Source organism: Rhodanobacter sp. Soil772, assembly GCF_001428385.1.
GTDB lineage: Bacteria > Pseudomonadota > Gammaproteobacteria > Xanthomonadales > Rhodanobacteraceae > Rhodanobacter.
In genome coordinates this window covers 197,705-219,307 of record NZ_LMSK01000002.1, presented here as the reverse complement: position 1 = coordinate 219,307, position 21,603 = coordinate 197,705, and the positions used below count along the sequence as shown (strand labels likewise).

At 68.7% G+C, this 21,603-nt stretch carries 18 protein-coding genes and 2 pseudogenes; 13 read left to right on the top strand and 7 right to left on the bottom strand.

Going from position 1 to position 21,603, the window contains the following annotated elements:
- Nucleotides 1–25: 25 nt before the first annotated feature.
- From ASG75_RS16770 to ASG75_RS16760, 6 genes and pseudogenes are all read left to right on the top strand, one after another.
- Nucleotides 26–2,604 (top strand): annotated as a pseudogene (locus ASG75_RS16770) (two-component regulator propeller domain-containing protein); the annotation flags it as partial.
- A 50-nt stretch (nucleotides 2,605–2,654) separates the two neighbouring features.
- Nucleotides 2,655–3,473, top strand: coding sequence for an ATP-binding protein (locus tag ASG75_RS16655; RefSeq protein ID WP_327213311.1), 819 nt, complete (start codon nucleotides 2,655–2,657; stop codon nucleotides 3,471–3,473).
- Nucleotides 3,439–3,795 carry a response regulator gene (locus ASG75_RS16650; RefSeq protein WP_235580170.1) on the top strand — a complete coding sequence of 119 codons (357 nt, stop codon included), beginning with the start codon at nucleotides 3,439–3,441 and terminating at the stop codon, nucleotides 3,793–3,795. The genes ASG75_RS16655 and ASG75_RS16650 overlap by 35 nt, the downstream gene beginning before the upstream one ends.
- Before the next feature lie 34 nt (nucleotides 3,796–3,829).
- A pseudogene (locus ASG75_RS07740) lies at nucleotides 3,830–6,484 on the top strand (two-component regulator propeller domain-containing protein); the annotation flags it as partial.
- Between the two features lie 64 nt (nucleotides 6,485–6,548).
- A complete protein-coding gene (locus ASG75_RS16765) occupies nucleotides 6,549–7,175 on the top strand; it encodes an ATP-binding protein (RefSeq protein WP_327213310.1) in 627 nt (208 codons plus the stop codon).
- The gene (locus tag ASG75_RS16760) at nucleotides 7,172–7,669 is read left to right on the top strand and encodes a response regulator (RefSeq protein ID WP_327213309.1); all 498 of its coding nucleotides are present in this window, start codon (nucleotides 7,172–7,174) and stop codon (nucleotides 7,667–7,669) included. Before ASG75_RS16765 ends, ASG75_RS16760 begins: the two co-directional genes overlap by 4 nt.
- 1 nt (nucleotide 7,670) lies before the next feature.
- Here ASG75_RS16760 and ASG75_RS07735 read toward each other — a convergent pair whose 3' ends face one another.
- Together ASG75_RS07735 and ASG75_RS07730 are read right to left on the bottom strand one after the other, a co-directional pair.
- A complete protein-coding gene (locus tag ASG75_RS07735) occupies nucleotides 7,671–8,090 on the bottom strand; it encodes a DNA polymerase III subunit chi (RefSeq protein ID WP_056387498.1) in 420 nt (139 codons plus the stop codon).
- Between the two features lie 88 nt (nucleotides 8,091–8,178).
- Nucleotides 8,179–9,666: a leucyl aminopeptidase gene (locus ASG75_RS07730; RefSeq protein WP_056387494.1), complete on the bottom strand. Its 1,488-nt coding sequence runs from the start codon at nucleotides 9,664–9,666 to the stop codon at nucleotides 8,179–8,181.
- Between the two features lie 98 nt (nucleotides 9,667–9,764).
- On the opposite strand from ASG75_RS07730, the gene lptF reads away from it, so the two are divergent.
- From lptF to ltaE, 3 genes are all read left to right on the top strand, one after another.
- Nucleotides 9,765–10,880 carry an LPS export ABC transporter permease LptF gene (gene lptF / locus ASG75_RS07725; protein WP_056387493.1) on the top strand — a complete coding sequence of 372 codons (1,116 nt, stop codon included), beginning with the start codon at nucleotides 9,765–9,767 and terminating at the stop codon, nucleotides 10,878–10,880.
- Complete coding sequence (gene lptG, locus ASG75_RS07720; RefSeq protein WP_056387489.1) at nucleotides 10,877–11,977, top strand: LPS export ABC transporter permease LptG; 1,101 nt, start codon at nucleotides 10,877–10,879, stop codon at nucleotides 11,975–11,977. The genes lptF and lptG overlap by 4 nt, the downstream gene beginning before the upstream one ends.
- 122 nt (nucleotides 11,978–12,099) lie before the next feature.
- On the top strand, nucleotides 12,100–13,119 hold the full coding sequence (gene ltaE / locus ASG75_RS07715; RefSeq protein WP_082547581.1) for a low-specificity L-threonine aldolase: 1,020 nt from the start codon (nucleotides 12,100–12,102) through the stop codon (nucleotides 13,117–13,119).
- Here the strand turns inward: ltaE and phaZ are convergent.
- The 3 genes from phaZ to ASG75_RS07700 all read right to left on the bottom strand — a co-directional run bounded on the left by phaZ (nucleotide 13,094) and on the right by ASG75_RS07700 (nucleotide 15,795).
- Nucleotides 13,094–14,392, bottom strand: a complete 1,299-nt coding sequence (gene phaZ / locus ASG75_RS07710; RefSeq protein ID WP_056387486.1) for a polyhydroxyalkanoate depolymerase — start codon at nucleotides 14,390–14,392, stop codon at nucleotides 13,094–13,096. The genes ltaE and phaZ overlap by 26 nt on opposite strands.
- Nucleotides 14,393–14,482: 90 nt before the next feature.
- Nucleotides 14,483–15,250 (bottom strand): class I SAM-dependent methyltransferase, encoded by a 768-nt coding sequence (locus ASG75_RS07705; RefSeq protein ID WP_056387483.1) that lies wholly within the window; start codon nucleotides 15,248–15,250, stop codon nucleotides 14,483–14,485.
- 41 nt (nucleotides 15,251–15,291) lie between these two features.
- Nucleotides 15,292–15,795 carry an RDD family protein gene (locus ASG75_RS07700; protein WP_056387480.1) on the bottom strand — a complete coding sequence of 168 codons (504 nt, stop codon included), beginning with the start codon at nucleotides 15,793–15,795 and terminating at the stop codon, nucleotides 15,292–15,294.
- A 50-nt stretch (nucleotides 15,796–15,845) separates the two neighbouring features.
- Here ASG75_RS07700 and xerD point away from each other — a divergent pair, with 50 nt between their 5' ends.
- A complete protein-coding gene (gene xerD / locus ASG75_RS07695; RefSeq protein ID WP_056389145.1) occupies nucleotides 15,846–16,763 on the top strand; it encodes a site-specific tyrosine recombinase XerD in 918 nt (305 codons plus the stop codon).
- 78 nt (nucleotides 16,764–16,841) lie between these two features.
- Here xerD and ASG75_RS07690 read toward each other — a convergent pair whose 3' ends face one another.
- Nucleotides 16,842–17,783, bottom strand: a complete 942-nt coding sequence (locus ASG75_RS07690) for an alpha/beta hydrolase (RefSeq protein ID WP_200935643.1) — start codon at nucleotides 17,781–17,783, stop codon at nucleotides 16,842–16,844.
- Nucleotides 17,784–17,901: 118 nt separating this feature from the next.
- Here ASG75_RS07690 and ASG75_RS07685 point away from each other — a divergent pair, with 118 nt between their 5' ends.
- Nucleotides 17,902–18,474, top strand: coding sequence for an ABATE domain-containing protein (locus tag ASG75_RS07685; protein ID WP_082547529.1), 573 nt, complete (start codon nucleotides 17,902–17,904; stop codon nucleotides 18,472–18,474).
- Nucleotides 18,474–19,697 (top strand): MFS transporter, encoded by a 1,224-nt coding sequence (locus tag ASG75_RS07680; protein ID WP_200935641.1) that lies wholly within the window; start codon nucleotides 18,474–18,476, stop codon nucleotides 19,695–19,697. The genes ASG75_RS07685 and ASG75_RS07680 overlap by 1 nt, the downstream gene beginning before the upstream one ends.
- A 184-nt stretch (nucleotides 19,698–19,881) precedes the next feature.
- Here ASG75_RS07680 and ASG75_RS07675 read toward each other — a convergent pair whose 3' ends face one another.
- Nucleotides 19,882–20,556 carry a Fe2+-dependent dioxygenase gene (locus ASG75_RS07675; RefSeq protein WP_056387474.1) on the bottom strand — a complete coding sequence of 225 codons (675 nt, stop codon included), beginning with the start codon at nucleotides 20,554–20,556 and terminating at the stop codon, nucleotides 19,882–19,884.
- Nucleotides 20,557–20,772: 216 nt separating this feature from the next.
- Here ASG75_RS07675 and ASG75_RS07670 point away from each other — a divergent pair, with 216 nt between their 5' ends.
- Nucleotides 20,773–21,546, top strand: a complete 774-nt coding sequence (locus ASG75_RS07670) for a DsbC family protein (RefSeq protein WP_200935679.1) — start codon at nucleotides 20,773–20,775, stop codon at nucleotides 21,544–21,546.
- Nucleotides 21,547–21,603 lie beyond the last annotated feature (57 nt).

Below are 21,603 nucleotides of genomic sequence, written 5' to 3'. Positions count from 1 at the left end.
TTCGCAACGCCGGTTCGGGGGACTGATGGGGAACGGATCAAGGTTGACCGCTTGGCTGTTGGGCGTGGTCCTGGGCGCGTTCGTGTCCATGCCTGCTGTCCTGGCGGAACCCGTGGTGCCGGGCGCAGCGGCGGCGAGTCCGTTGCCGACGCCGCAGTTCCGCCGCTACGAGACGGCGAATGGCCTGCCCAGCGGGGCGATCTATGCCGTGGCACAGGATCGCAACGGCTTGATGTGGTTCGGTTCGGCCGGCGGCCTGGTGTGCTTCGACGGGGTCGACTTCACGGTGTTCCGGCATGTCGTGGGCGATCCGCTGTCGTTGCCGGCGAACCAGACCTATTCGCTGTTCGTCGATCGCGACAACCGGGTCTGGGCCGGTGGTGTCTCGACCGGGCTGACCGCCTACGATCAGACGAGTAACCGCTTCCAGCACTGGGCGCATGACGACGACAAGCCGGACAGCCTCGCCAGCAACGAAGTCTGGAGCATCGCGCAGACCGCAGACGGCCAGATCTGGGTCGCCACCCAGGACGGGCTGGATCGCCTGCGGGCGGACGGCAGCGGTTTCGATCACGTCCCGCTGGATGTCGACGGCAGCCACGCCGGATCGTTCGGCGCCACCCGCGCGCTGCTGGCGGAGGCCGATGGGCGGTTGTGGATCGGTGCGCACAGCGGCCTGTACCTGCGCCAGCCGGACGGCACGATCCGACGCGTGCCGGTGGATCCGGCCTTCCGTGGCGAGGTCGGCAAGGTCTGGCGCATCGACGGTGGCGATGGCGAAGTGCGGGTGGCGCTGGAAGGCGGCCTGCTGGTGATCGGCGCCGATGGCGTGGCGCGTCCGTTGGCGAGCTCGCAACTGTCGTCGCTGCGCATCCTCAGCAGTGCCCGCGATGCGCAGGGCCGGTTGTGGATGGGCAGCTTGAACGGCGTATGGCTGGATGACGGTAGCGGCCGCCTGCAGCACATCATTGGCCAGCCGCTGCTGCCCGGTGGCCTGCCCGGCGATCGCCTGTGGCAGGTGCTGCGCGATCGCGAGGGCGGACTCTGGTTCACCTTCGACCAATCCAGCGTCGCCTACCTGCCGCCGGGCTGGAACGGTTTCACCCGCTTCACCCACGTTCCCGACGATCCGCAGAGTTTGTCGAATATTGCCGCGCTGTCGGTGCGCCGCAGCCGCGACAACCAGCTGTGGGTCGGTGGCTTCAACGGCTGGGTCGACAAGCTGGATCCAGCTACCGGCGTGGTCAGCCACGTGGTGAAGAACCTGCGTGGCAACCTCGCCTCGCTGGCGGAAGACACCGGCGGCCGGTTGTGGATCGCCGGGCCAGGCGAGATCTACCGCTACGACCACGGCAAGCTGACCGCCCTCGAAGCGAAACGGAGCCACATCAGCCGACCCACCGCGCTCGTGGCCGGCAACGATGGGCGCATTTATGTGTCCTCGTGGGGCGAGGGCGTGTTTGCGTTCGACTCCGACAGTCTGGTCGCGACCTCGGTGATGCCGGCGGATGCGCCGAGCGACACCCGCTTCCACGACCAGCTGAGCTTTCATGCGGGCCACCTGTGGTACGCCAGCGCCGGCGGCCTGCTGCGTGGCGATGGCCCGGACCAGCGGCTGGCCTTCGTGCCCGGCGTGCCGCGCCACGAGATCCTCGCCTTCGCGTTCGATGCCGGCGGTTTCTGGACCGCCACCGACCAGGCGCTCGAACACTACCGGAACGCCGGTGATCGCGCCGAGCGCGATGCCAGCGTCGACATCAGCCGCCTGCCGTTCGCCGCCGACCTGATGGCCATCCAGGTCGACCACCAGGACCAACTGTGGCTGTTCGCCAACCCGGGGCTGTGGCGGTTCGAGCCGAAGACGAAGCAGTTCACCGGGTTCGGCCCGTCGCAGGGCCTGTCGAGCAGCGAGTTCACCAACGGCTCGGTCGAGATGGCGTCGGACGGCACGCTGTTTGCCGCCAGCAGCGGTGGCGTGATGGCGTTCCAGCCGGAACGCCTGGCGAAACCGGAGCAACGCGGCGCCCCGCCAGGGCTGACGCTGACCCGGGTCACGGTGCGGCGGGACAATCGCGTCCAGCCGCTGGCGCTGGACCGGCCGATACAACTGCACTGGCGTGATCGTGACCTGCACGTCGAGGCCAGGGTGGCGTCGTTCGTCGATCCGGCCGCCAACCGCTATCGCTTCCGCCTGCACGGCTTCGACAGCAACTGGGTGGATGCCGGCAATCATGGTGAGCGCGAATTCGCCGGGCTCGGTGCCGGCGACTACATGCTGGAAGTGATGGCCGCGGGGGCGGATGGAGCGTGGAGCACGCTGGCCACGCCGCTGAGGATTCATGTGCAGGCGCCGCCGTGGGCGCGCTGGTGGGCGTGGCTGGCCTATGTACTGCTTACCGCCGCCATCGTCGGCCTGGCCTTGCACAGCTGGCGCCGGCGCCTGGCGCAGCGCCATCACGTGCAGCTGGTCGAGCAGCAGCGGCAGATGGCGGAGGCGGCGAGCGCGGCGAAGACCCAGTTCCTGGCCACGCTGAGCCACGAGATCCGCACGCCGATGACCGGCGTGATGGGCATGGCCGAACTGCTGCTGAGCACACCGCTCGANGGCGAAGACCCAGTTCCTGGCCACGCTGAGCCACGAGATCCGCACGCCGATGACCGGCGTGATGGGCATGGCCGAACTGCTGCTGAGCACACCGCTCGATCCGCAGCAGCACGATTACACCCAGGCGATGCAGCGCTCCGGCGGGATGCTGCTGAAGCTGCTCAACGACGCGCTGGACCTGGCCCGGATCGAGGCCGGCAAGCTGGAGCTGGAGCCGGTGCCGTTCGACCCGCGCCAGTTGCTCGACGACGTAGCGCAACTGGAACAGGGCCTGGCGCACGCCAAGGGCATCCGCTTCGTGCTCGACGCGGCCGACGACTTGCCGGCGCAGTTGCTCGGCGATGCGCTGCGGATCAAGCAGGTGCTGCTGAACCTGGCCAACAACGCGCTGAAGTTCACCGAGCACGGCAGCGTCACCTTACGCGCGCAGCGCATCGACGGCGGTCTGCAGTTCAGCGTCAGCGACACCGGGCCGGGCATTTCCGAAGCCAGCCAGGCACGGCTGTTCCAGCGCTTCGAGCAGGCCGAAGGGCCGCAGCGTCGTGCCGGCAGCGGCCTGGGCCTGGCGATCTGCCGCGAGCTGGTGGACATGATGGGCGGCAGCATCGAACTGGAATCGCGCCTCGCGCACGGCAGCACGTTCCGCGTGCGCCTGCCGCTGCCGCGAGCTGGTGGACATGATGGGCGGCAGCATCGAACTGGAATCGCGCCTCGCGCACGGCAGCACGTTCCGCGTGCGCCTGCCGCTGGCCGAGCCGGCAGCGACACCGTTGCCGGTGGAGGTGCCGAGCGGGCGCAGCTACCGCCTGCTGCTGGTGGAGGACGACAGCATCGTGGCGGCGGTGATTCGCGGCCTGCTGGAGCGTGAAGCCCACACGGTGGTGCATGTGGTCAATGGCCTTGCCGCGCTGGCCGAGTTGGCGCATGCCGGCTTCGACGCGGTGCTGCTGGATCTGGACCTGCCCGGCGTCGACGGTTTCCAGATCGCCCGGCTGATCCGCCAGCGCGAGCACACCGGGCAACATCTGCCGATCGTGGCGGTGACCGCGCGTTCAGGCGGCGAGGACGAGGCGAAGGCGCGTGCGGCGGGGATGGACGGTTTCCTGCACAAGCCGCTCAGCGGCGAGCAGCTGGCTGATGCGCTGGCGCGGGTGATACCCGCCCCGTCGCTGACCGACGCGTCCGCCTGACCGCGCACGCCTGTAGGCGCGTGCTCGCGCCGGCATGAGGGTTTTGGCATCATGGCGGCACGGGACAGAAGCCGACACGACGCCTCGTTCGCGGACGACAGGTTCGCGCACGGCATGGCGCAGGCGGGATGGGAAGCCCAAAGGGGACAACCTTATGCTTTCAGCAGTCTTGCTGACCATGGCCCTGGGCCTGGCCACGCCCGCGTCGAGCGCGCCGGCGCCCCCGCTTGCCGGGCTTCAAGCCGATCCGCTGCCGACCCCGCAGTTCCGTCGTTACAACACCTCGGATGGGTTGCCGAGCACCAATGTCTACGCCGTGGCGCAGGACCGCGACGGCGCGATCTGGTTCGGCACCAAGGGCGGCCTGGCGCGTTTCGACGGCGTTCGCTTCGAGGTGTTCCGGCATGCCGAGAACGATCCGGGCTCGCTGTACAACAACGGCATCGCCACGCTGGCGGTCGACCGGCAGGGCCGCCTGTGGGCCGCCGGCCTGAACGCGGGGTTGAACCGCTACGACGACGCCAGCGGTACGTTCCGGCATTGGGGGCACGACCCGGCCGATCCCGCCAGCCTGGCCAGCGATCGGGTCTGGGCGGTGGCGCAGACCGCCGACGGCGCGTTGTGGGTGGGCAGCGCGGGCGGGCTCGACCGGATGCGCCCGGACGAGAGCGGGTTCGAGCATGTGGTCGATCCGCTGCTCGGCGCGACGCCGGCCGCGGTCGGCGCCGTCGCCGCCCTGTACGTGGATGGGCACGGGCGGATGTGGATCGGCAGCAGCCACGGCGTGTTCGTGCGCGAGGCGGATGGCACGATCCGCCGTGTGCCGTCGGCCGAGCCGCAGCGAACCATCGATGCGTGGCGGATCGACGGCAATGGCGACGAAGTACGCCTCGCCGCCACGGACGGCCTGTGGATCGTCGGCGCGGATGGCGTGGCGCGCCGCTTCGGCGCCGGCGTGATTCCCGCGACCAACGTGATGAGCAGCGTGCGGGACACCGCCGACCGATTGTGGATCGGCACGCAGAAGGGCTTGTTCCTGCAGACGCGGGCAGGCGGACCGGTGACCGCGGTGACCGACCAGCCGGTGCTCTACGGCAATCTGCCGGGCACCTGGGTGTGGCAGTTGATGGTCGATCGCGAAGGCGGGCTGTGGGCCGTGCTGTTCGACGGCGGCGTGGCGTATCTGGCACCGGGCTGGAGCCGGTTCAGCCGCTACACGCACATGCCGGACGATCCGTCCAGCTTGCGCGACGCGATCGCGACCACGATGGCGCGCGGCAAGGACGGTCGCCACGTATGGGTCGGTCAGCGCGGCGGCCGGGTCGACCGGCTCGACCCGGTGACCGGCACGGTCGAGCACGTGCTGTCGGGGCTGCGCGGCGACGTGGTCGGCATGACCGAAGATGCGAAGCAGCGCTTGTGGGTGGTGGTGCAGGGCGCGCTGTATCGCCGCAATACCGACGGTCGGCTCGATCGGGTCGATCCGGCCGGGGCGATGATGCAGCGCCCGCTGGAGGTCGAACTCGGGCCGGACGGCCAGATGTATGCGCGTACCTTCGGCCAGGGCCTGTTCCGCATCGACCCGGAAACACTGACGATCCGTCCGGTGCCGATGGACGGCTCCAGCGACAAGGTGCGCTGGGGCAGCCAGATGACGCTGAGCGACGGCATCTTCTGGTACGCCAGCGACGGCGGCATGATGTGGCTGGACACGGCGCAGGACCGTTTCGTGATGGTGCCGGGCGGGCCGGCCGGACAATCCGTCGATGCCTTCGATTTCACCGGCGACGGACTGTGGATGGCCAACGCCGACGGGCTGACCCACTACCGCCGCCGCGATGGCGGCATCGTGGCCGATCGCCGGGTCGACGCGTCGCATGGCTGGCCGTCGGTCAACGTCACCGACTTGCGCGTCGATGCCGAGGGTCGCGTCTGGGTGTTCGGCCACGACGGCCTGTGGCGGTTCGATCCGGACACCGGCGTGTTCCGTTCGTTCGGCCTGCAGGATGGCCTGACCAACGGCGAGTTCTTCCGCGGCTACGCGCGGATGCCGAACGGCTATATCTACGCCGCCACGCTGGGTGGCGTGGTGGCGTTCAACCCGGACCGGAGCAACCAGCAAACCAGCGTGCCGCAGATGGCGCTCACCCAGGCCCGGGTGCATCGCGGCGGCGCCATGCAGGTGCTGCCGATCGGCACGCAACCACTGCGCGTTGGCTGGCGCGACAGCCAGCTTGCGGTGGATGCGCGGGTGTTCTCCTACATCGCTCCGTCCGCCGACCGGTACCGTTTCCTGCTGCATGGTTTCGACAGCGACTGGGTGGACACCGGCAATCGTGGCGAGCGCGACTTCACCGGGTTGGGCGCCGGCGACTACACGCTCGACGTGATGGCCGCGGGGGCCGACGGTCTGTGGGTACACCTGGCCACGCCGCTGCGCATCCATGTGGAAGCGCCGCCGTGGCTGCGCTGGTGGGCGTGGGTGATCTACGCACTGCTGCTGGTGTCGGTGGCCGGCCTGGCCTTGCACAGCTGGCGCCGGCGCCTGGCGCAGCGCCATCACGTGCAACTGGTCGAGCAGCAGCGGCAGATGGCGGAAGCCGCCAGCGCGGCGAAGACCCAGTTCCTGGCCACGCTGAGCCACGAGATCCGCACGCCGATGACCGGCGTGATGGGCATGGCCGAACTGCTGCTGAGCACACCGGGCGAAGACCCAGTTCCTGGCCACGCTGAGCCACGAGATCCGCACGCCGATGACCGGCGTGATGGGCATGGCCGAACTGCTGCTGAGCACACCGCTCGACCCGCAGCAGCACGACTACACGCAGGCGATGCAGCGTTCCGGCGGGATGCTGCTGAAGCTGCTCAACGACGCGTTGGACCTGGCGCGGATCGAGGCCGGCAAGCTGGAGCTGGAGCCGGTGCCGTTCGACCCGCGCCAGTTGCTCGACGACGTGGCGCAACTGGAACAGGGCCTGGCGCACGCCAAGGGTATCCGCTTCGTGCTCGACGAGGCCGACGACTTGCCGGCGCAACTGCTCGGCGATGCGCTGCGCATCAAGCAGGTGCTGCTGAACCTGGCCAACAACGCGCTGAAGTTCACCGAGCACGGCAGCGTCACCTTGCGCGCGCAGCGCATCGACGGTGGTCTGCAGTTCAGTGTCAGCGACACCGGGCCGGGTATTTCCGAGGCCAGCCAGGCACGGCTGTTCCAGCGCTTCGAGCAGGCCGAAGGGCCGCAGCGCCGCGCCGGCAGCGGCCTGGGCCTGGCGATCTGCCGCGAGCTGGTGGACATGATGGGCGGCAGCATCGAACTGGAATCGCGCCTCGCGCACGGCAGCACGTTCCCCTGGCGATCTGCCGCGAGCTGGTGGACATGATGGGCGGCAGCATCGAACTGGAATCGCGCCTCGCGCACGGCAGCACGTTCCGCGTGCGCCTGCCGCTGGCCGAGCCGCCACCCGTCGCGCCCGCGATGGACGTCGCGACGGACCGCAGCTACCGCCTGCTGCTGGTAGAGGACGACAGCATCGTGGCCACGGTGATCCGCGGCCTGCTGGAGCGCGAGGGCCACGCGGTGGTGCATGTGATCAACGGGCTGGCCGCGCTGGCCGAGTTGGCGCATGCCGGCTTCGACGCGGTGCTGCTGGACCTGGACCTGCCCGGCGTCGACGGGTTCCAGATCGCCCGGCTGATCCGCCAGCGCGAGCACGCCGGGCAACACCTGCCGATCGTGGCGGTGACCGCGCGTTCGGGCAGCGAGGACGAGGCGAAGGCGCGCGCGGCGGGGATGGACGGTTTCCTGCGCAAGCCGCTCAGCGGCGAGCAGCTGACCGGCGCACTGGCGCGGGCAGTGAACGGCGTGCCGGCATGAGTCACATGTCGTACTTGTGCAACTCGAAGCCCAGCCGCTGGTATTCGCGCCAACGCGTGCGCGAGCCGTCGCGTTCGGCCGGGTCGGCAGCGACCACTTCCAGCACGCGCTGGTAGCGGCCGGCGGGGCAGGTTTCGCGCAGGTTGATCAGCAGCGGCCGGTCGGCGCTGTCGACACCGGGCGGCACGATCAGCACCGCGGCTTCGTCGTCGTCATCGTCGCCGGCCAGCTGGTGCGGGATCATCGCATCGTCGTCGAATTCCCACAGCAATTCGTCCAGCGCATGCGCCTGGTCGTGGTCGCGGGTCAGGATCAGCGTCGGCTGCTGTCCCGCAAACGCTTTTTTCGCCAGTTCGCAAACGAGCAGCAGCGGCTGTTCGCGAAAGCGCGGCTTGTCGATCAAGTAGAAGTCGGCACGCATGGTGTTGGCGGGATTCGGGAGTCGGGATTGGGGATTCGGAAAACCGGCATGCTACAGGCTTTGGCTCTTGCCAATCCCGAATCTCGAATCACGAATCCCGGTCAATAAGCCACTGCGCCAGCAGCGCCACTGGTCGGCCGGTGGCCAGGCCCTTGCGGCCTTCGTCCCAGGCCGTGCCGGCGATGTCCAGGTGGGCCCAGCGCTGGCCGTCGGTGAAGCGCGACAGGAAACACGCGGCGGTGATTGCGCCGGCGCTCTTGCCGCCGATGTTGGCGACGTCGGCGAAGCCGGAGTCGAGCTGGGCCTGGTAGTCGTCCCACAGCGGCAGGCGCCAGGCGCGGTCGAGCGTTTCCTCGCCGGCGGCGATGAGCTCGGCGGCGAGGTCGTCGTGCTTGCTCATCAGGCCGGTGGCGTGTTTGCCCAGCGCGACCACGCAGGCGCCGGTGAGCGTGGCGGCGTCGATCAGCGCCTGCGGCTGGTAGGTCTGCGCGGTATAGGTCAGCGCGTCGCACAGGATCAGCCGGCCTTCGGCGTCGGTGTTGAGCACTTCGATGGTGAGCCCGGACAGGCTGGTCAGCACGTCGCTGGGGCGGTAGCTGTCGCCGTCGGGCATGTTCTCCACGCTGGGCACCACGCAGACCAGGTTGAGCTTCAGGCCCATCTTCACTGCGGCGACAAACGCGCCGAGCACGCCGGCGGCGCCGCCCATGTCGAACTTCATCTCCTCCATGCCGGCGCCGGGCTTCAGGCTGATGCCGCCGGAGTCGAAGGTGACGCCCTTGCCGACGAACGCGTACGGCTTGTCGCCGTCGTTGCCGCCCTTGTATTCGAGGGCGATCAGGCGCGGCTTGTTGACCGAGCCGCGCGCCACCGCCAGCAGCGAACCGAAGCCGAGCTTCTCCATCGCGACGTCATCGAGCACGCTGCAACTGACCTTGTCCTGCGTGTCGGCGAACGCCTGCGCCTGCGCCGCGATGTACGCCGGGTTGCAGATGTTCGGCGGCAGGTTGGCCAGCTCACGGGCGAAGCGCACGCCGGCGGCAATCGCCACGGCCTGGTCGAGTCCGCCTTGCGCGTCGGCGCCGGCGGCGAAGGCGAGCGCGGCGAGTTCCGGCTGGCGGCTCTTGTCGCGCGGCTTGAACGTGGCGGTGTAGCGGTAGGCGGCGTGGTCGCTGGCCAGCGCGGCGATGCGTACGCGCCAGGCGCTGTCGCGACCGGGTACGTCCACTTCGGTGAGGTAGGACACCGCATGCGCCACCGGCAGGCGGCCGAGCGCGCGTGCCGCCTCGATGTTCACCTTCTGGTAGCGCGCGGCATCGAACGATTTCTGCGTGCCCAGGCCGACCACCAGCACGCGCTGCGCGGCGACGCCGGTGGGCGCGAACAGCAGCGTGGTGCTGCCGGCCTTGCCGCTGATGTCGCCACTTTCCACCTGGCGCTTGATCACTCCGCCGGCGGCGCTGTCCACCTGGGCGGCCGCGCTGGTCAGCACGCCCTGTTCGTACACGCCGACCAGCACGCAGGCGCTGTCGACGGCGGCGGGGGCGGCGGAGCCGAGGCTGAACTGGAGTGTCATCGGGGTGGTTCCTGTATGGGCCCGGCAGCGGCCGGACAGGCTAGACTTGCGGTTTGCCGGCCGATCGGCCGAACCGGTCAAGCGGACAAGTTTATCGCATGCTGAGCATCCTCGACCGCTATTTCCTGCGCGAGCTGGCGCAGACCGTGGCCGCCACCGTGGTGGTGCTGCTGGTGGTCGTGGCCGGCAGCGCGTTCGCCCGGGTGCTGCAGCAGGTCGCCAACGGCAGCTTCCCGGCCAGCGTGATGTTCCAGGTGCTGGGCCTGCGCACGCTCGACGGCCTCACCAACATGATGCCGCTGGCCAGTTTCGTCGGCGTGCTGCTGGGGCTGGGGCGGATGTATCGCGAAAGCGAGATGCATGTGCTGTCCTCCTCCGGCATGGGCCCGCGCGGACTGCTGCGGCCGGTGCTGATCCTCGGTGCGGTGCTGGTGGCGATCACTGCGCTAGTCTCGCTCTGGCTGGGGCCGTGGGCGGTGCGCACCAGCGATGCGATGGTGGCTGTGGCGAACCGTTCGGTGATCGCGGCCGGGCTGGACGCGGGGCGCTTCACCGAGTTGCCGGGCAAGGGCGGCATCATCTTCGTCGACAGCCTCAGCCGCGACGGCAGCAAGTTGGGGCGCACGTTCGTGGCGACCCAGAGCGACAGCAAGAACGGTCCGCCGCACCTGAAGGTGGTCAGCGCAGCCAGCGGCGAGCTATACCAAGAGAGCAACGGCGACGGCCGCTTCATCGCGTTCAAGGACGGCTGGCAGTACGACATTCCGCTCGGCGTGAACAACTGGCGGCAGATGCAGTACCAGCGCAACGACACTTCGCTGTCCAATGTGCAGGCCGACGAGGACGACGATCCGGCGCATTCGAAGAGCAGCTGGGCGCTGTTCCAGTCGGACGATCCGGACGACCGCGCCGAATTCGCCTGGCGCGCCAACGCGCCGCCGTTGACCCTGGTGCTGCTGCTGCTGGCGTTGCCGCTGTCGCGGCAGAGCCCGCGCGAGCCGAAGTACGGCCGGCTGCTGCTGGCGGTGGTCACGTTCTATCTCTACTACACGCTGCTGGCACTAGGCCGCGCGCAGATCGGCAAGGGCCACTGGCACAACGAGGCGCCGCTGTGGGCGCTGCATGCGCTGGTGCTGGCGCTGGCCGGCTGGATGCTGTGGAAGCAGTATTCCCCGCGCAAGTTGCGAGCGCCACCGCCGGCTGTGCCGGCATGACCGTGTTCAACATCAAGCGGGTCGACCGGCTGGTGGCGATGAGCGTGCTCGGCTCGATGCTGATGGTGTGGCTGGTGCTGACCGGCTTCGATGCGGTGACCCAGTTGCTGCGCCAGCTCGGCAACGTCGGCAAGCACGGCTACACGCTGAGCAATGCGGTGGCCTACGTACTGGTGACGTTCCCGCGCCGCGCCTACGAGATGTTCGGCAACGCCGCACTGATCGGCGGCCTGCTCGGCCTGGGCGGACTGGCCGGCACCGGCGAGCTCACCGCGCTGCGCGCGGCCGGCATGTCGCGCTTGCGCATTGCCGGTTCCGCGGTCGGCGTGGTCGCGGTGCTGATCGTCGGCGTGGTGATCATGGGCGAGACACTGGCGCCGTGGGGCGACCAGCAGGCGCAGGTGATGCAGACGCGGGCCAAGCCCGGCAACCTCGGCATGGGCACCAGCAGCGGCCTGTGGGCGCGCGACGGCGCCGACATCATCAATGCGCGCGGCACCTCGCTGAAGCAGCGTGACGGCGTCGGCTCGGTGCAGCTCAGCGACGTGCGCGTGTTCACCTTCACTGCCGACGGCAAGCTCAACCGCCTGGTATGGGCGAAGACCGCCGAACACGACGGCCGGCAATGGGTGCTGCACGACGTGCGCGTCACCACGCTCGATGCGCAGGGCACGCATACCGGTACCGCGGCCGCGCTGCCGTGGAAGTCCAGCCTCGATCCGCAGGTACTGGCGCAGTCGGTGATCCAGCCACAGTACCTTTCCATGCGCGACCTGCGCCGCAACATGGCTTACCTGGAAGGCAACGGCCAAAGCCCCGGCACTTATGCAGTGGCGTTCTGGGGCCGCGCGCTGTATCCGCTCAACGTGCTGGTGCTGGTGCTGTGCGCGATGCCGTTCGCATTCGGCTCGCTGCGTTCCGGCGGCTTGGGCAAGCGCATGTTCATCGGCATCCTGCTCGCGCTCGGCTGGTATTTCCTGCAGCAGGCGATGGTGAATTTCGGCACGGTGTACGGCATGCCGCCACTGCTGGCGAATTTGCTGCCGGCGTCGATCCTGGTGGTGGCGGCCTGGCTGTATTTCCGAAGGCGCGTCTGAGCGCATCGCCGCCCGATGGCGGTGACAGTCGCTGTAAGAGTCCTTCCGGACGCAGCACGCACTTGCCCGGAACGCCCGATGCGGCCAAGCTGATTCCTTTTGCCGACAGCAAGGGGTGGATCGTGGAATGGGTTGATCTGCGCAGCGATACGGTGACGCGTCCGACCGCGGCGATGCGCGCGGCGATGCTGGCGGCCGAAGTCGGCGACGACGTCTACGGCGAGGACCCCACGGTCAACGCGCTGCAGCAGCGCCTCGCCGACGAGCTCGGTTTCGACGCCGGGCTGTTCGTGCCCAGCGGCACCCAGTCCAACCTGCTCGCCTTGCTGGCGCATTGCGAACGTGGCGACGAATACCTGGTCGGCATGGATGCGCATACCTACAAGTTCGAAGGCGGCGGCGCCGCGGTGCTCGGCTCGATCCAGCCGCAGCCGATCGTGCAGGCGGCCGACGGCACCTTGCCGCTGGAGCGCATCGAGGCAGCGATCAAGCCGGTCGACCCGCACTTCGCGCGCACCCGCGTGCTGGCGCTGGAGAACACCTGGCACGGTCGCGTGCTGCCGCTGGATTACCTGCAGGCCGCCCACGACGTGGCGCGCGCGCACGGACTCGGCCTGCATCTGGACGGCGCGCGCCTGTTCAACGCCGCCGTCGCCGGTGGCGTGCCGGCGCGCGAGATCGCGCGGCACTTCGACACGGTGTCGGTGTGCCTGTCCAAGAGCCTGGGTGCGCCGGTCGGTTCGGTGCTGCTCGGTTCGCACGCGCTGATCGACAAGGCACGGCGCTGGCGCAAGGTCGCCGGCGGCGGCTGGCGCCAGGCCGGCATCCTCGCTGCGGCGGGGCTGTACGCGTTGGACCACCACGTGGCGCGGCTGGCCGACGACCACCGCCGCGCGGCCTACCTGGCCGGCCGCCTGCGCGAAATCGCCGGCATCGACCTGCTCGGCCAGTTCACCAACATGGTGTTCGTCGACGTGCCGGCCGAGCGCCTGCGCGAATTGGACGTCCATCTGCGCGAAGCCGGCATCCGCATCAGCATCGGCTACCTGCCCACGCTGCGCCTGGTGACGCATCTGGACATCGACGACGACGGCATCGAGCGCGTCGTCGCGGCGTTCAGCGCGTTTTTCGCGCGCGGCTGACCTTCGCCGCGCCGCGCGTGTCTGCCGGGGCGGCGTCGAACTGGCGGATGAAGTCGCGCACCTGCGGGTAGACCGTTTCGCGCCAGCGGCGGCCGCTGAAGATGCCGTAGTGGCCGGCGCCTTCGATCACCTTGTGCGCGCGGCGTTTGGCCGGGATGTTGCTGCACAGGTCGTGCGCGGCTTCGGTCTGGCCCAGGCCGGAGATGTCGTCCAGTTCGCCCTCGACGGTAAGCAGGGCGCTGTGCCTGATCGCGGCAGGGTTCACCCGCTCGCCCGCCACGTCCCACAGGCCGCGCGGCAGCAGGAATTGCTGGAACACCTTCTCGATCGTGTCGAGATAGAACTCGGCCGGCATGTCCAGCACGGCGTTGTACTCGTTATAGAACTTGCGGTGCGATTCGGCGTCGTCGAGGTCGCCGCGCAGCAGGTCCTGGTAGAAGTCCCAGTGCGAGCTGAGGTGCCGGCCGGGGTTCATCGCGATGAAGCCGGCGTGCTGCAGGAAGCCCGGGTAGACTTCGCGGCCGCGGCCGGGATAGTTCGATGGCACCGTGTGGATCACGTTGCCCCTGAACCACGACAACGGCTGGTTGGTGGCCAGGTTGTCGACGCTGGTGGGGCTGCGGCGCGGGTCGATCGGGCCGCCCATCATGGTCAGGCTGCGCGGCGTGTCTTCGCCGCGTGCGGCCATCAGCGACACCGCCGCCAGCACCGGCACAGTCGGCTGGCACACCGAGATCACGTGCAGGGTGGATGCGCCGATGTGGCGGATGAATGCCTCGACGTAGGCGATGTAGTCGTCCAGCCCGAACGGGCCGGCCGCGGCCGGCACCATGCGCGCGTCGACCCAGTCGGTGATGTAGACCTTGTGGTCGCGCAGCAGCGTGCGCACGGTGTCGCGCAGCAGCGTGGCGTGATGGCCGGACAGCGGCGCCACCACCAGCACCACCGGATCGCTCTTCATCTTCTCGATGGTGGACGGATCGTCGCTGAAACGCTTGAAGCGCTTCAGCTGGCAGAACGGCTTGGCCAGCGCAACCCGCTCGATCACCGCGATCTCGTGCTCGTGCGCGGTGGCGGTGTGGATGCCGAATTCGGGCTTCTCGTAATCCTTGCCGAGGCGATGGGCCAGCTCGTAGCCGGCAGCCATCCGCTGTGCGCCCGGCAGCTGCGCGAACGGGCTGCTGGTGTCGTTGAGCATGCGCGCGCTGGCCTGCGCGAAGTGACTCAACGGGCCGAGGAACGCGCGCTGCCATTCATGGATCTGATAAAGCATCGGAGGTGGGTGAGCCGCAGACGAAAGGATCATCTTAGCGCCGTTTGATCCCCGCGTGTTGCGATGCCGCAAGCGCGGTGCCCAGTCCAATCAGTGACTTGGCGTTGTGGCCGGGCGGTAACGGCAGCGCAACAGCAGTTCGTCGACCCCGTCCGTGTCGCCCAGTCCATCGCGCCATCGCAGCGGTTTCTGGAAGCGCAGGCCGAGCGGCATGAACACCCGGTTGTACCACCACATCGCGCGCTCGCGCCGATGGATGAGGTACCACTGGCCGAGTTCAAGCAGGCGCGGCGACTTCGGCTGCATGCCGTACACCGCGCTGCGTTCGATGACGAAGCCGTGCCGGGCGAGCCGGGCCGCGATCTGCTCCGGCTCGTAGCGGCGGCAGTGGCCGACGAAGTCGTCGAACGCGGTCCATGCCGCCGGATGCAGCGGCACCGACAGCAGCACGCTGGCGCCGGGTGCGGCCACGCGCGCCAGTTCCGCCAGCGCGGCGGCGTCGTCGGCGACGTGTTCGAGGATGTCGAGCGCGCAGACCAGGTCGAAGCTGGCGTCGGCGCAGGGCAGGGCGCCGATCATGCCGTGCACCGCCGCGGCGCCGCTGTCGTGCAGGCGGCGCAGCGCGGCGTGGCTGAGGTCGACGAAACAGGTACCGCGCAACGGCAACCGCGGGCGCAGGCCGGGCGCCACCTCCAGCCGGCGCGGCGCGGCGTCGGCCAGCTCGTGAAGCAGCGGCCAGGTGTTGAAGCGCTCCGGCGCGATCAGTTTCGCCTGCGCCCACAGCGACTCGTAGAAATCGTGGTTGGTGCGGACCAGTGCGGCGTCGCTGCGGCTTTCGGCGTAAGGCGGTTCGGGCATCGGCGGATTGAACCGCGGCTGTGCTGAGCGAAGCGTGAAACTCAGTCCATCCGGCGGATCTCGGTGCCGGCCGCGATGTCGTGCAGCGTACGCCGTCGCGGATCGAACGCGGCCACGGCGAACCAGCCGGCCCACACGGCCAACAGCGTCCACACCGTCGCGCGCAGCCCGAGCACCGGCGCCAGCAACAGCAACACCAGTGGCGCGGCCGCCACCAGCACGCGGATCAGCGCCTGCTGCAGCGACGGCGCGCCGCCATCGTCGCGGGTGACCCGGATACGCCACGGCCGCATGCCCAGCGTCTGCCCGCCGCGCCGCCATGAGCTGATGAAATACGTCGCCACCACCAGGCCCTGCAGCACCTGGTACCAGATCGGCACGGCCACCGTCGCGCCGGTGCGGATCAGCTTGCCGCCGGTGGCGAGCTGGCACAGCAAGCCCACCACCATCACGATCGCCAGCACGATCAGCAGGTCGTAGACCAGCGCCAATAAGCGGCGCCACAGCGGGCACGGGGTGTCGGTGGTGGCGAAGTTCGGCGGCATCGTGGGTCGGTCGCTTGCGTAGTGCGCGTGCAATGGCCAGCATCGTGCGCATGGGAGAGGAAGAAAACCGCGCCAGTATCGCCGAAGCCGACCGGCTGAGCATAAGCATGTTCGTGGAACGGGTGTGGTCGGAAGACGGCCTGGCCGACCGCACGCTGGAGGCGTACCGGCGCGACCTCGAGGTGCTGGCGATCTGGCTGGCCACGCGCGGGCGCAATCTGCGCACGGCACGACGCGAGGACATTTCCGCGTATCACGGCGCGCAGTCGGTGGCGGTGCGTTCGATCGCGCGGCGGCAATCGGCGTTCCGCCGCTACTACGCGTTCCTCGCCCGCAGCGAGCCGGGCTTCGCCGACCCGACCCTGCTGATCGAGCGCCCGAAGTTGCCGCGCAGCCTGCCCAAGGCGCTGGCCGAACGCGAGATCGAGGGCCTGCTCGGCGCACCTGACACCGACACCATGCTGGGCCTGCGCGATCGCGCGATGCTGGAGCTGATGTACGCCTCCGGCCTGCGTGTGTCCGAACTGGTGGAGTTGCCGCTGGCCGCGCTGAACCCGCGCCAGGGCGTGCTGCGCGTCACCGGCAAGGGCGGCAAGGACCGGCTGGTGCCGGTCGGCGAGGAAGCGTTGGCGCGTATCGGCGCCTACCTGGCCGACGCGCGGCCGGCGCTGGCGAAAGGCCGCCAGCCGCAGGCGCTGTTCCTTAGCAAACGCGGCGAAGGCATGACCCGGCAGATGTTCTGGACTTTGGTGAGGCGCTACGCACTCAAGGTCGGCATCAACCCGAAACGCATCTCGCCGCACGTGCTGCGGCACTCCTTCGCCACCCACCTGCTCAACCACGGCGCCGACCTGCGCGCGCTGCAGATGCTGCTCGGCCACAGCTCGCTCAGCACCACGCAGATCTACACCCTGGTGGCGAAGGAAGGCCTGAAGCGGCTGCATGCGCAGCATCATCCACGCGGGTGAGCGATGGGCGGCTGTGCCGCATGGAGCAACCAGCGCCTCGCGGGAATGACGATGGCTACAGGCGGGCGCCGTCTGTGTCTAACGCGCTTTCGCCGTCGTGGCGTGGCGGGTGATGAAGTCGCGGATCAGGTCGGCCACCGTGTCCAGGTATTCGTCCAGGATGAAGTGGCCGCCGTCGAGCAAGTGCAACTCCGCACCCGGTACGTCGGCCAGGTAGGCGCGGGCGCCGGCTTCGGGGAAGAACGCATCGTTGCGGCCCCACGGCAGCAGCAGCGGCGGCTGCCGTTCGCGCAACCAGCGTTGCCACGTCGGATACAGCGCCACGTTGGACTGATAGTCGTACAACAGGTCGAGCATCACCTGCGCGCGGCCGGGCTGGTCGAGCCAGTGCTGGTCCAGCAGCCAGCTGTCGGGGTTGATCCGCTGCGGGTCGGCGGCGCCGTCGACGTGCTGGGCGCGCGTGGCGGCGATGGTGAGTGCACCGCGCACATTGGCTTCCATGCCGGCGCGATCGGCCCAGTACTTCACCGCCGGCTGCATGCTGGGTCCCAACCCGGCCTCGTAAGCATTGCCGTTCTGCGCGATCACGCCCTGGATCCAGTCCGGATGGCGGCTGGCGATGCGATAGCCGACCGGCGCGCCGAAATCGAACACGTACATGAAAAACCGGGTCGCGCCGAGATGGCGCAGCCAGTGCTCGGTGATGTCGGCCAGGTGGTCGAACGTGTAAGCGAAGCTGCCGCCGGCGTTGCTGGAGGCTGGCGCGCTGCTGTAGCCGAAACCGGGGTAGTCCGGCGCCAGCAGGTGGAATCGGTCGCTCAATCGGTCGATGAGTGTCGCGTACTGGTGTGACGCGGCGGGGAAGCCGTGCAGCAGAACCAGCAAAGGCGCGTCGGCCGGACCGGCCTCGCGATAGAAAATCTCCAGGCCATCGGTCGTCACGGTACGGTGTTGCACGGTACGCGTGCTGCCGTTTGTTGGCGCGGTGGTGGGGTGGGTGGACTGCATTGATGCCGCCATGGCGGTTTGCCTCCTTCGGTTGTTGCTGCCTGGCGCGGATTGCCGCGCCTTGGCTTTGACTAATGTATCCATCCATTAGTATGCTGGCAACCCCGGATGACTCTGCAGGCTTGGCCACATGACGGCTTCGTTTCGCTTTCCATTGCTTGGCGAGCCGCTGTCGCTCGACCTGGTGAATACGCGCGTGCGCCGTGGCGGAATCGACGTGGACCTGCTGGAGACACCCGCGGCGCTGGCGGCGTGGCTGCGAGCCGAGTCGGCACGACTGGCATGGTCGGGCGCGGTGGAGGTGGCCGATCTGCAGGCGGTGCGGGGATTGCGCGCAACGCTGGCCGTGGTGCTGGCCGCCCGGCGCGACGGTGTGCGACCGGCGGCAGCCGCATTGCGGCAACTGAATGTGGCGCTGGCTGCGCCTGCGGCTGCCTCCCGTCTGGTCTGGCCGGCCGCCGGCCCACAGCTGGTGCGGCCGAGCGCAACCTCCCAGCGTGACGCGCTGCTGCAGGTGTTGGCGGCCGACGCGGTGGCCGTGCTCACCGGCCCGTCAGCCAAGTTGCTGCGCGAATGCGCGCACCCCGATTGCGTGCTGCAATTCGTTGCGAACCATCCGCGCCGGCGCTGGTGCTCGGCCACGGGCTGCGGCAACCGCGCGCGGGTGGCGCAGCACTATCAGCGGCAACAGGCGGGCGGCTGATGCCGAACCCGCATGCCGCCGACCGGCCCGTCGCGCCGGTCGCTTCGCGCTGGATGCTGCCGGTCATCTGCAGCGCCGCATTTCTGGTGTTCGTGCAGGCGTTCATGGTGGCGCCGCTGATTCCGCGGCTGGCAACGGTGTTCCATGGCCCGGTCGGCTGGATTGGTCTGGCGGTGCCGGCCTATCTGCTGCCGCATGGACTGGCCACGCTGGTGTGGGGTCCGTTGTCGGACCGGCTCGGCCGGCGTGCGGTGATTCTCGGTTCGCTGTTGCTGTTCATGGCATTCACCGTGGGCACGGCGTCGGCCGGCAGCATTGAGGTGTTCCTGGCCTGGCGGGTTGCCACCGGCGTGGGGGCCGCGGGGATCGTGCCGATCAGCCTGACCCTGATTGGTGATGTCGTGCCGTTCCAGCAACGCGGTCGCGCGCTCGGCTGGCTGTTCGGCTCGATTGCCGGCGGCACCGCCACCGGCGCCACCGTGGGCGCGTTGCTGGAGCCGGTGCTCGGCTGGGCGGGCCTGTTTCTGCTGGTGGCTGCACTGGGTGCCGCGTTGACCGTTGCCGCAGTCGGCATGGGCGCGTTCCCGCGGCTGCGCCGGCCGGCGGCACCGGCGTGGGCGGTCATCGTGCAGGGCTACGTCGCGCTGCTGTCGCTGGCGCGGGCGCAGCGCACGTACGCGTATGTGCTGATCAATGCGGTGGTGCAGTCGGGTGTCTACACCTGGTTGGGCGTGTATCTGCACCAGCGTTTCGGGCTGGGCGAAGTGGGCATCGGCTTGGCGCTGATGGGTTATGGCGTGCCCGGCTTGCTGTTCGGTCCGGTGATCGGGCGGCTGGCCGATCGCCATGGTCGCGCACGGATCATTCCCGCCGGCGTGGCGCTGACCGGCGCGTGCGCGCTGCTGCTGGCGGTGCCCTTGCCGTTGGTGGCGGTGCAGTTGGCCATCGTCACGCTGTCGCTGGGTTTCGATCTGACTCAGCCATTGCTGGCCGGCATCGTCACCGACCTGCACGGCAACCGCGCGCAGGCGGTGGGCTTGATGGCGTTTGCCTTGTTCACCGGTTTTGGCCTGGGCAGCCTGCTGTTCCAGTGGGTGCTGGCGTGGGGCTTCGGCGCGGCGCTGCTGATGTTCGGTATCGCCGCTTTGCTGGCAGCTGGCGTCGCGCTGGTGCTGTTTCGCGGCGAGCGACCGCCGCCAGTTGGCCGGCCGTTGCCGACGTGAAGCAGCTTCGCAGTCGGCCGGCTGTGCGAGGAGGAGTGATCCGTCGATACCCCATGCGTGGATCGAAATCGAGGAGGTTGGCGGTGTTGGAGAAACTGTTGCTGGCGCGGTGCATCGGCGGGCTTTTCCTGGGTGCTTGCGCCGCCGAGAACGATACGGCGCCAGCTACCGGCCTTCCGATGATTTACACGTCCGCCCACATGCGCAGCAGGTTCGCATGCGACTTGCTGATGGCGTCGAACGTGGGGCTCTTGCCTTCGCGGCCGAAGATCTGTCGCTTGGCGTTGTCCAGGTCCCACAGCAGTTCGCGTTTGGCGGCCTCGCGCACCTGGCTCTGTACCCAGATGATGGCGGCGTAGCGTGCGCCCTGGGTGACCGGGGTGACGTGGTGCAGGGAGTTGGCCGGGTAGGCGATGGCGGATCCGGCGTCCAGCTTGAAACCGTATTCCACGCCGTTGGTGTCCACCACCAGGTCGCCGCCGGTGTAGCTCTTGGGATCGGACAGGAAAACCGTGATCGCCACGTCGCTGCGCACCGCATTGCCGAGGCCGCCCATCACCGGGGCATCGACGTGCCGGCCGTATTGCATGCCGACGTCGTAACGGTTGAACAGCACTTGCGTCATCGCGGACGGCAGCACCGACGCCTGCAGCATCGCATTGCGCAGAAAGGCGTCGCGCACGATGCCCCGCAGCCTGGCTTGGCTTTCGGTGTTGATGTCGACCTGCAGGTTCTTCTTGACCTCGCGTGCCGACCAGCCGGCCGTGCTGGCGCCGTCGACGAACGAGGCGTCATGAAGTTCGCTGCGGATCGCGCCGAGTTCCTCGGCGGTCAATACGTTGGGAGCACAAGTAATCAAGGCGATTCCACCCAGCAATTCAATCCGTTGGACGAAGCGGCGAGTGTACGGCAAAGCGTTTTACCGACTCGTCTACATGCATCATGGAAATTTACCATTGAACGGAGGGCTTGATCGCTGGTTTTGCGAGCGAGGGGCGTTCATCCGCCTGTGCGAGAATGTGTTCCTGCGGCCGCTACCCCGCGCGGACCGAATCGAATGAGGTTGATGGTGATGTTGAAGAAACTGTTGCTGGCATTGTGCATCGGCGGGCTTTCCCTGGCCGCCTGTGCGGCCGAAAACGATGCGGCGCCGGCAGCCAGCCCGGCGGTGACGCCGGCGGCGCAGCAGATGGTGCGGCAGGCGATCAAGAGTCTGGCGGCGAACGTGCAGGTCGACTCGATCGAGCCGGCGCCGATGCCGGGCTTCTACCAGGTGATCGCCGCCGGCCAGATGCTCTACGTCAGTACCGACGGCAAGTACGCGATGCACGGCGACGTGATCGACCTGAGCCGCAAGAAGAATGTCAGCGACGACGCCTGGGCACGCTTCCGCAAGGTTGAACTGGCCAAGGTGCCGGCGTCCGAGCGCATCGTGTTCGCGCCGCCGAACCCGAAGTACACGATCACCGTGTTCACCGATGTCAACTGCGGCTTCTGCCGCGCGCTGCACGAGCATGTGGCCGCATTCAACAAGGAAGGCATCGCGGTGGAGTACCTGGCGTGGCCGCGCGAAGGCCTGGTGACCACCGCCGGGCGGCCCACCCCGACCTATACCGAGATGGTTTCGGTGTGGTGCGCGAAGGACCGCAAGGCGGCGTTCACCGCCGCGAAGGAAGGCCGTGCGCCGGCGCCGGCGACCTGCGCCGACAGCCCGGTCAAGGACCAGTTCAACCTGGGCGTGAAGCTGGGCGTCAACGGCACCCCGGCGATCTACGGCCCGGATGGCCGCGTGCTGGGCGGCTACGTGACCCCCGAACAGCTGCTGCAGGCTCTGAAGCAGGGCGGTTGAGGCTGCGGCTTGTCCCGCCCCTGCCTTGCAGGGGTGGAGCCAGGGCGATGCCGTATT

Coding starts and splice junctions, on each gene's coding strand:
- ASG75_RS07685 (WP_082547529.1), top strand. CDS start 17,902: ATGACGGCTTCGTTTCGCTTTCCATTGCTTGGCGAGCCGCTGTCGCTC.
- ASG75_RS16765 (WP_327213310.1), top strand. CDS start 6,549: ATGACCGGCGTGATGGGCATGGCCGAACTGCTGCTGAGCACACCGCTC.
- ASG75_RS16760 (WP_327213309.1), top strand. CDS start 7,172: ATGATGGGCGGCAGCATCGAACTGGAATCGCGCCTCGCGCACGGCAGC.
- ASG75_RS07705 (WP_056387483.1), bottom strand. CDS start 15,250: ATGCCCGAACCGCCTTACGCCGAAAGCCGCAGCGACGCCGCACTGGTC.
- ASG75_RS07680 (WP_200935641.1), top strand. CDS start 18,474: ATGCCGAACCCGCATGCCGCCGACCGGCCCGTCGCGCCGGTCGCTTCG.
- phaZ (WP_056387486.1), bottom strand. CDS start 14,392: ATGCTTTATCAGATCCATGAATGGCAGCGCGCGTTCCTCGGCCCGTTG.
- ASG75_RS07730 (WP_056387494.1), bottom strand. CDS start 9,666: ATGACACTCCAGTTCAGCCTCGGCTCCGCCGCCCCCGCCGCCGTCGAC.
- xerD (WP_056389145.1), top strand. CDS start 15,846: ATGGGAGAGGAAGAAAACCGCGCCAGTATCGCCGAAGCCGACCGGCTG.
- ASG75_RS07735 (WP_056387498.1), bottom strand. CDS start 8,090: ATGCGTGCCGACTTCTACTTGATCGACAAGCCGCGCTTTCGCGAACAG.
- ASG75_RS07700 (WP_056387480.1), bottom strand. CDS start 15,795: ATGCCGCCGAACTTCGCCACCACCGACACCCCGTGCCCGCTGTGGCGC.
- ASG75_RS16655 (WP_327213311.1), top strand. CDS start 2,655: ATGACCGGCGTGATGGGCATGGCCGAACTGCTGCTGAGCACACCGCTC.
- ASG75_RS07690 (WP_200935643.1), bottom strand. CDS start 17,783: ATGGCGGCATCAATGCAGTCCACCCACCCCACCACCGCGCCAACAAAC.
- lptG (WP_056387489.1), top strand. CDS start 10,877: ATGACCGTGTTCAACATCAAGCGGGTCGACCGGCTGGTGGCGATGAGC.
- lptF (WP_056387493.1), top strand. CDS start 9,765: ATGCTGAGCATCCTCGACCGCTATTTCCTGCGCGAGCTGGCGCAGACC.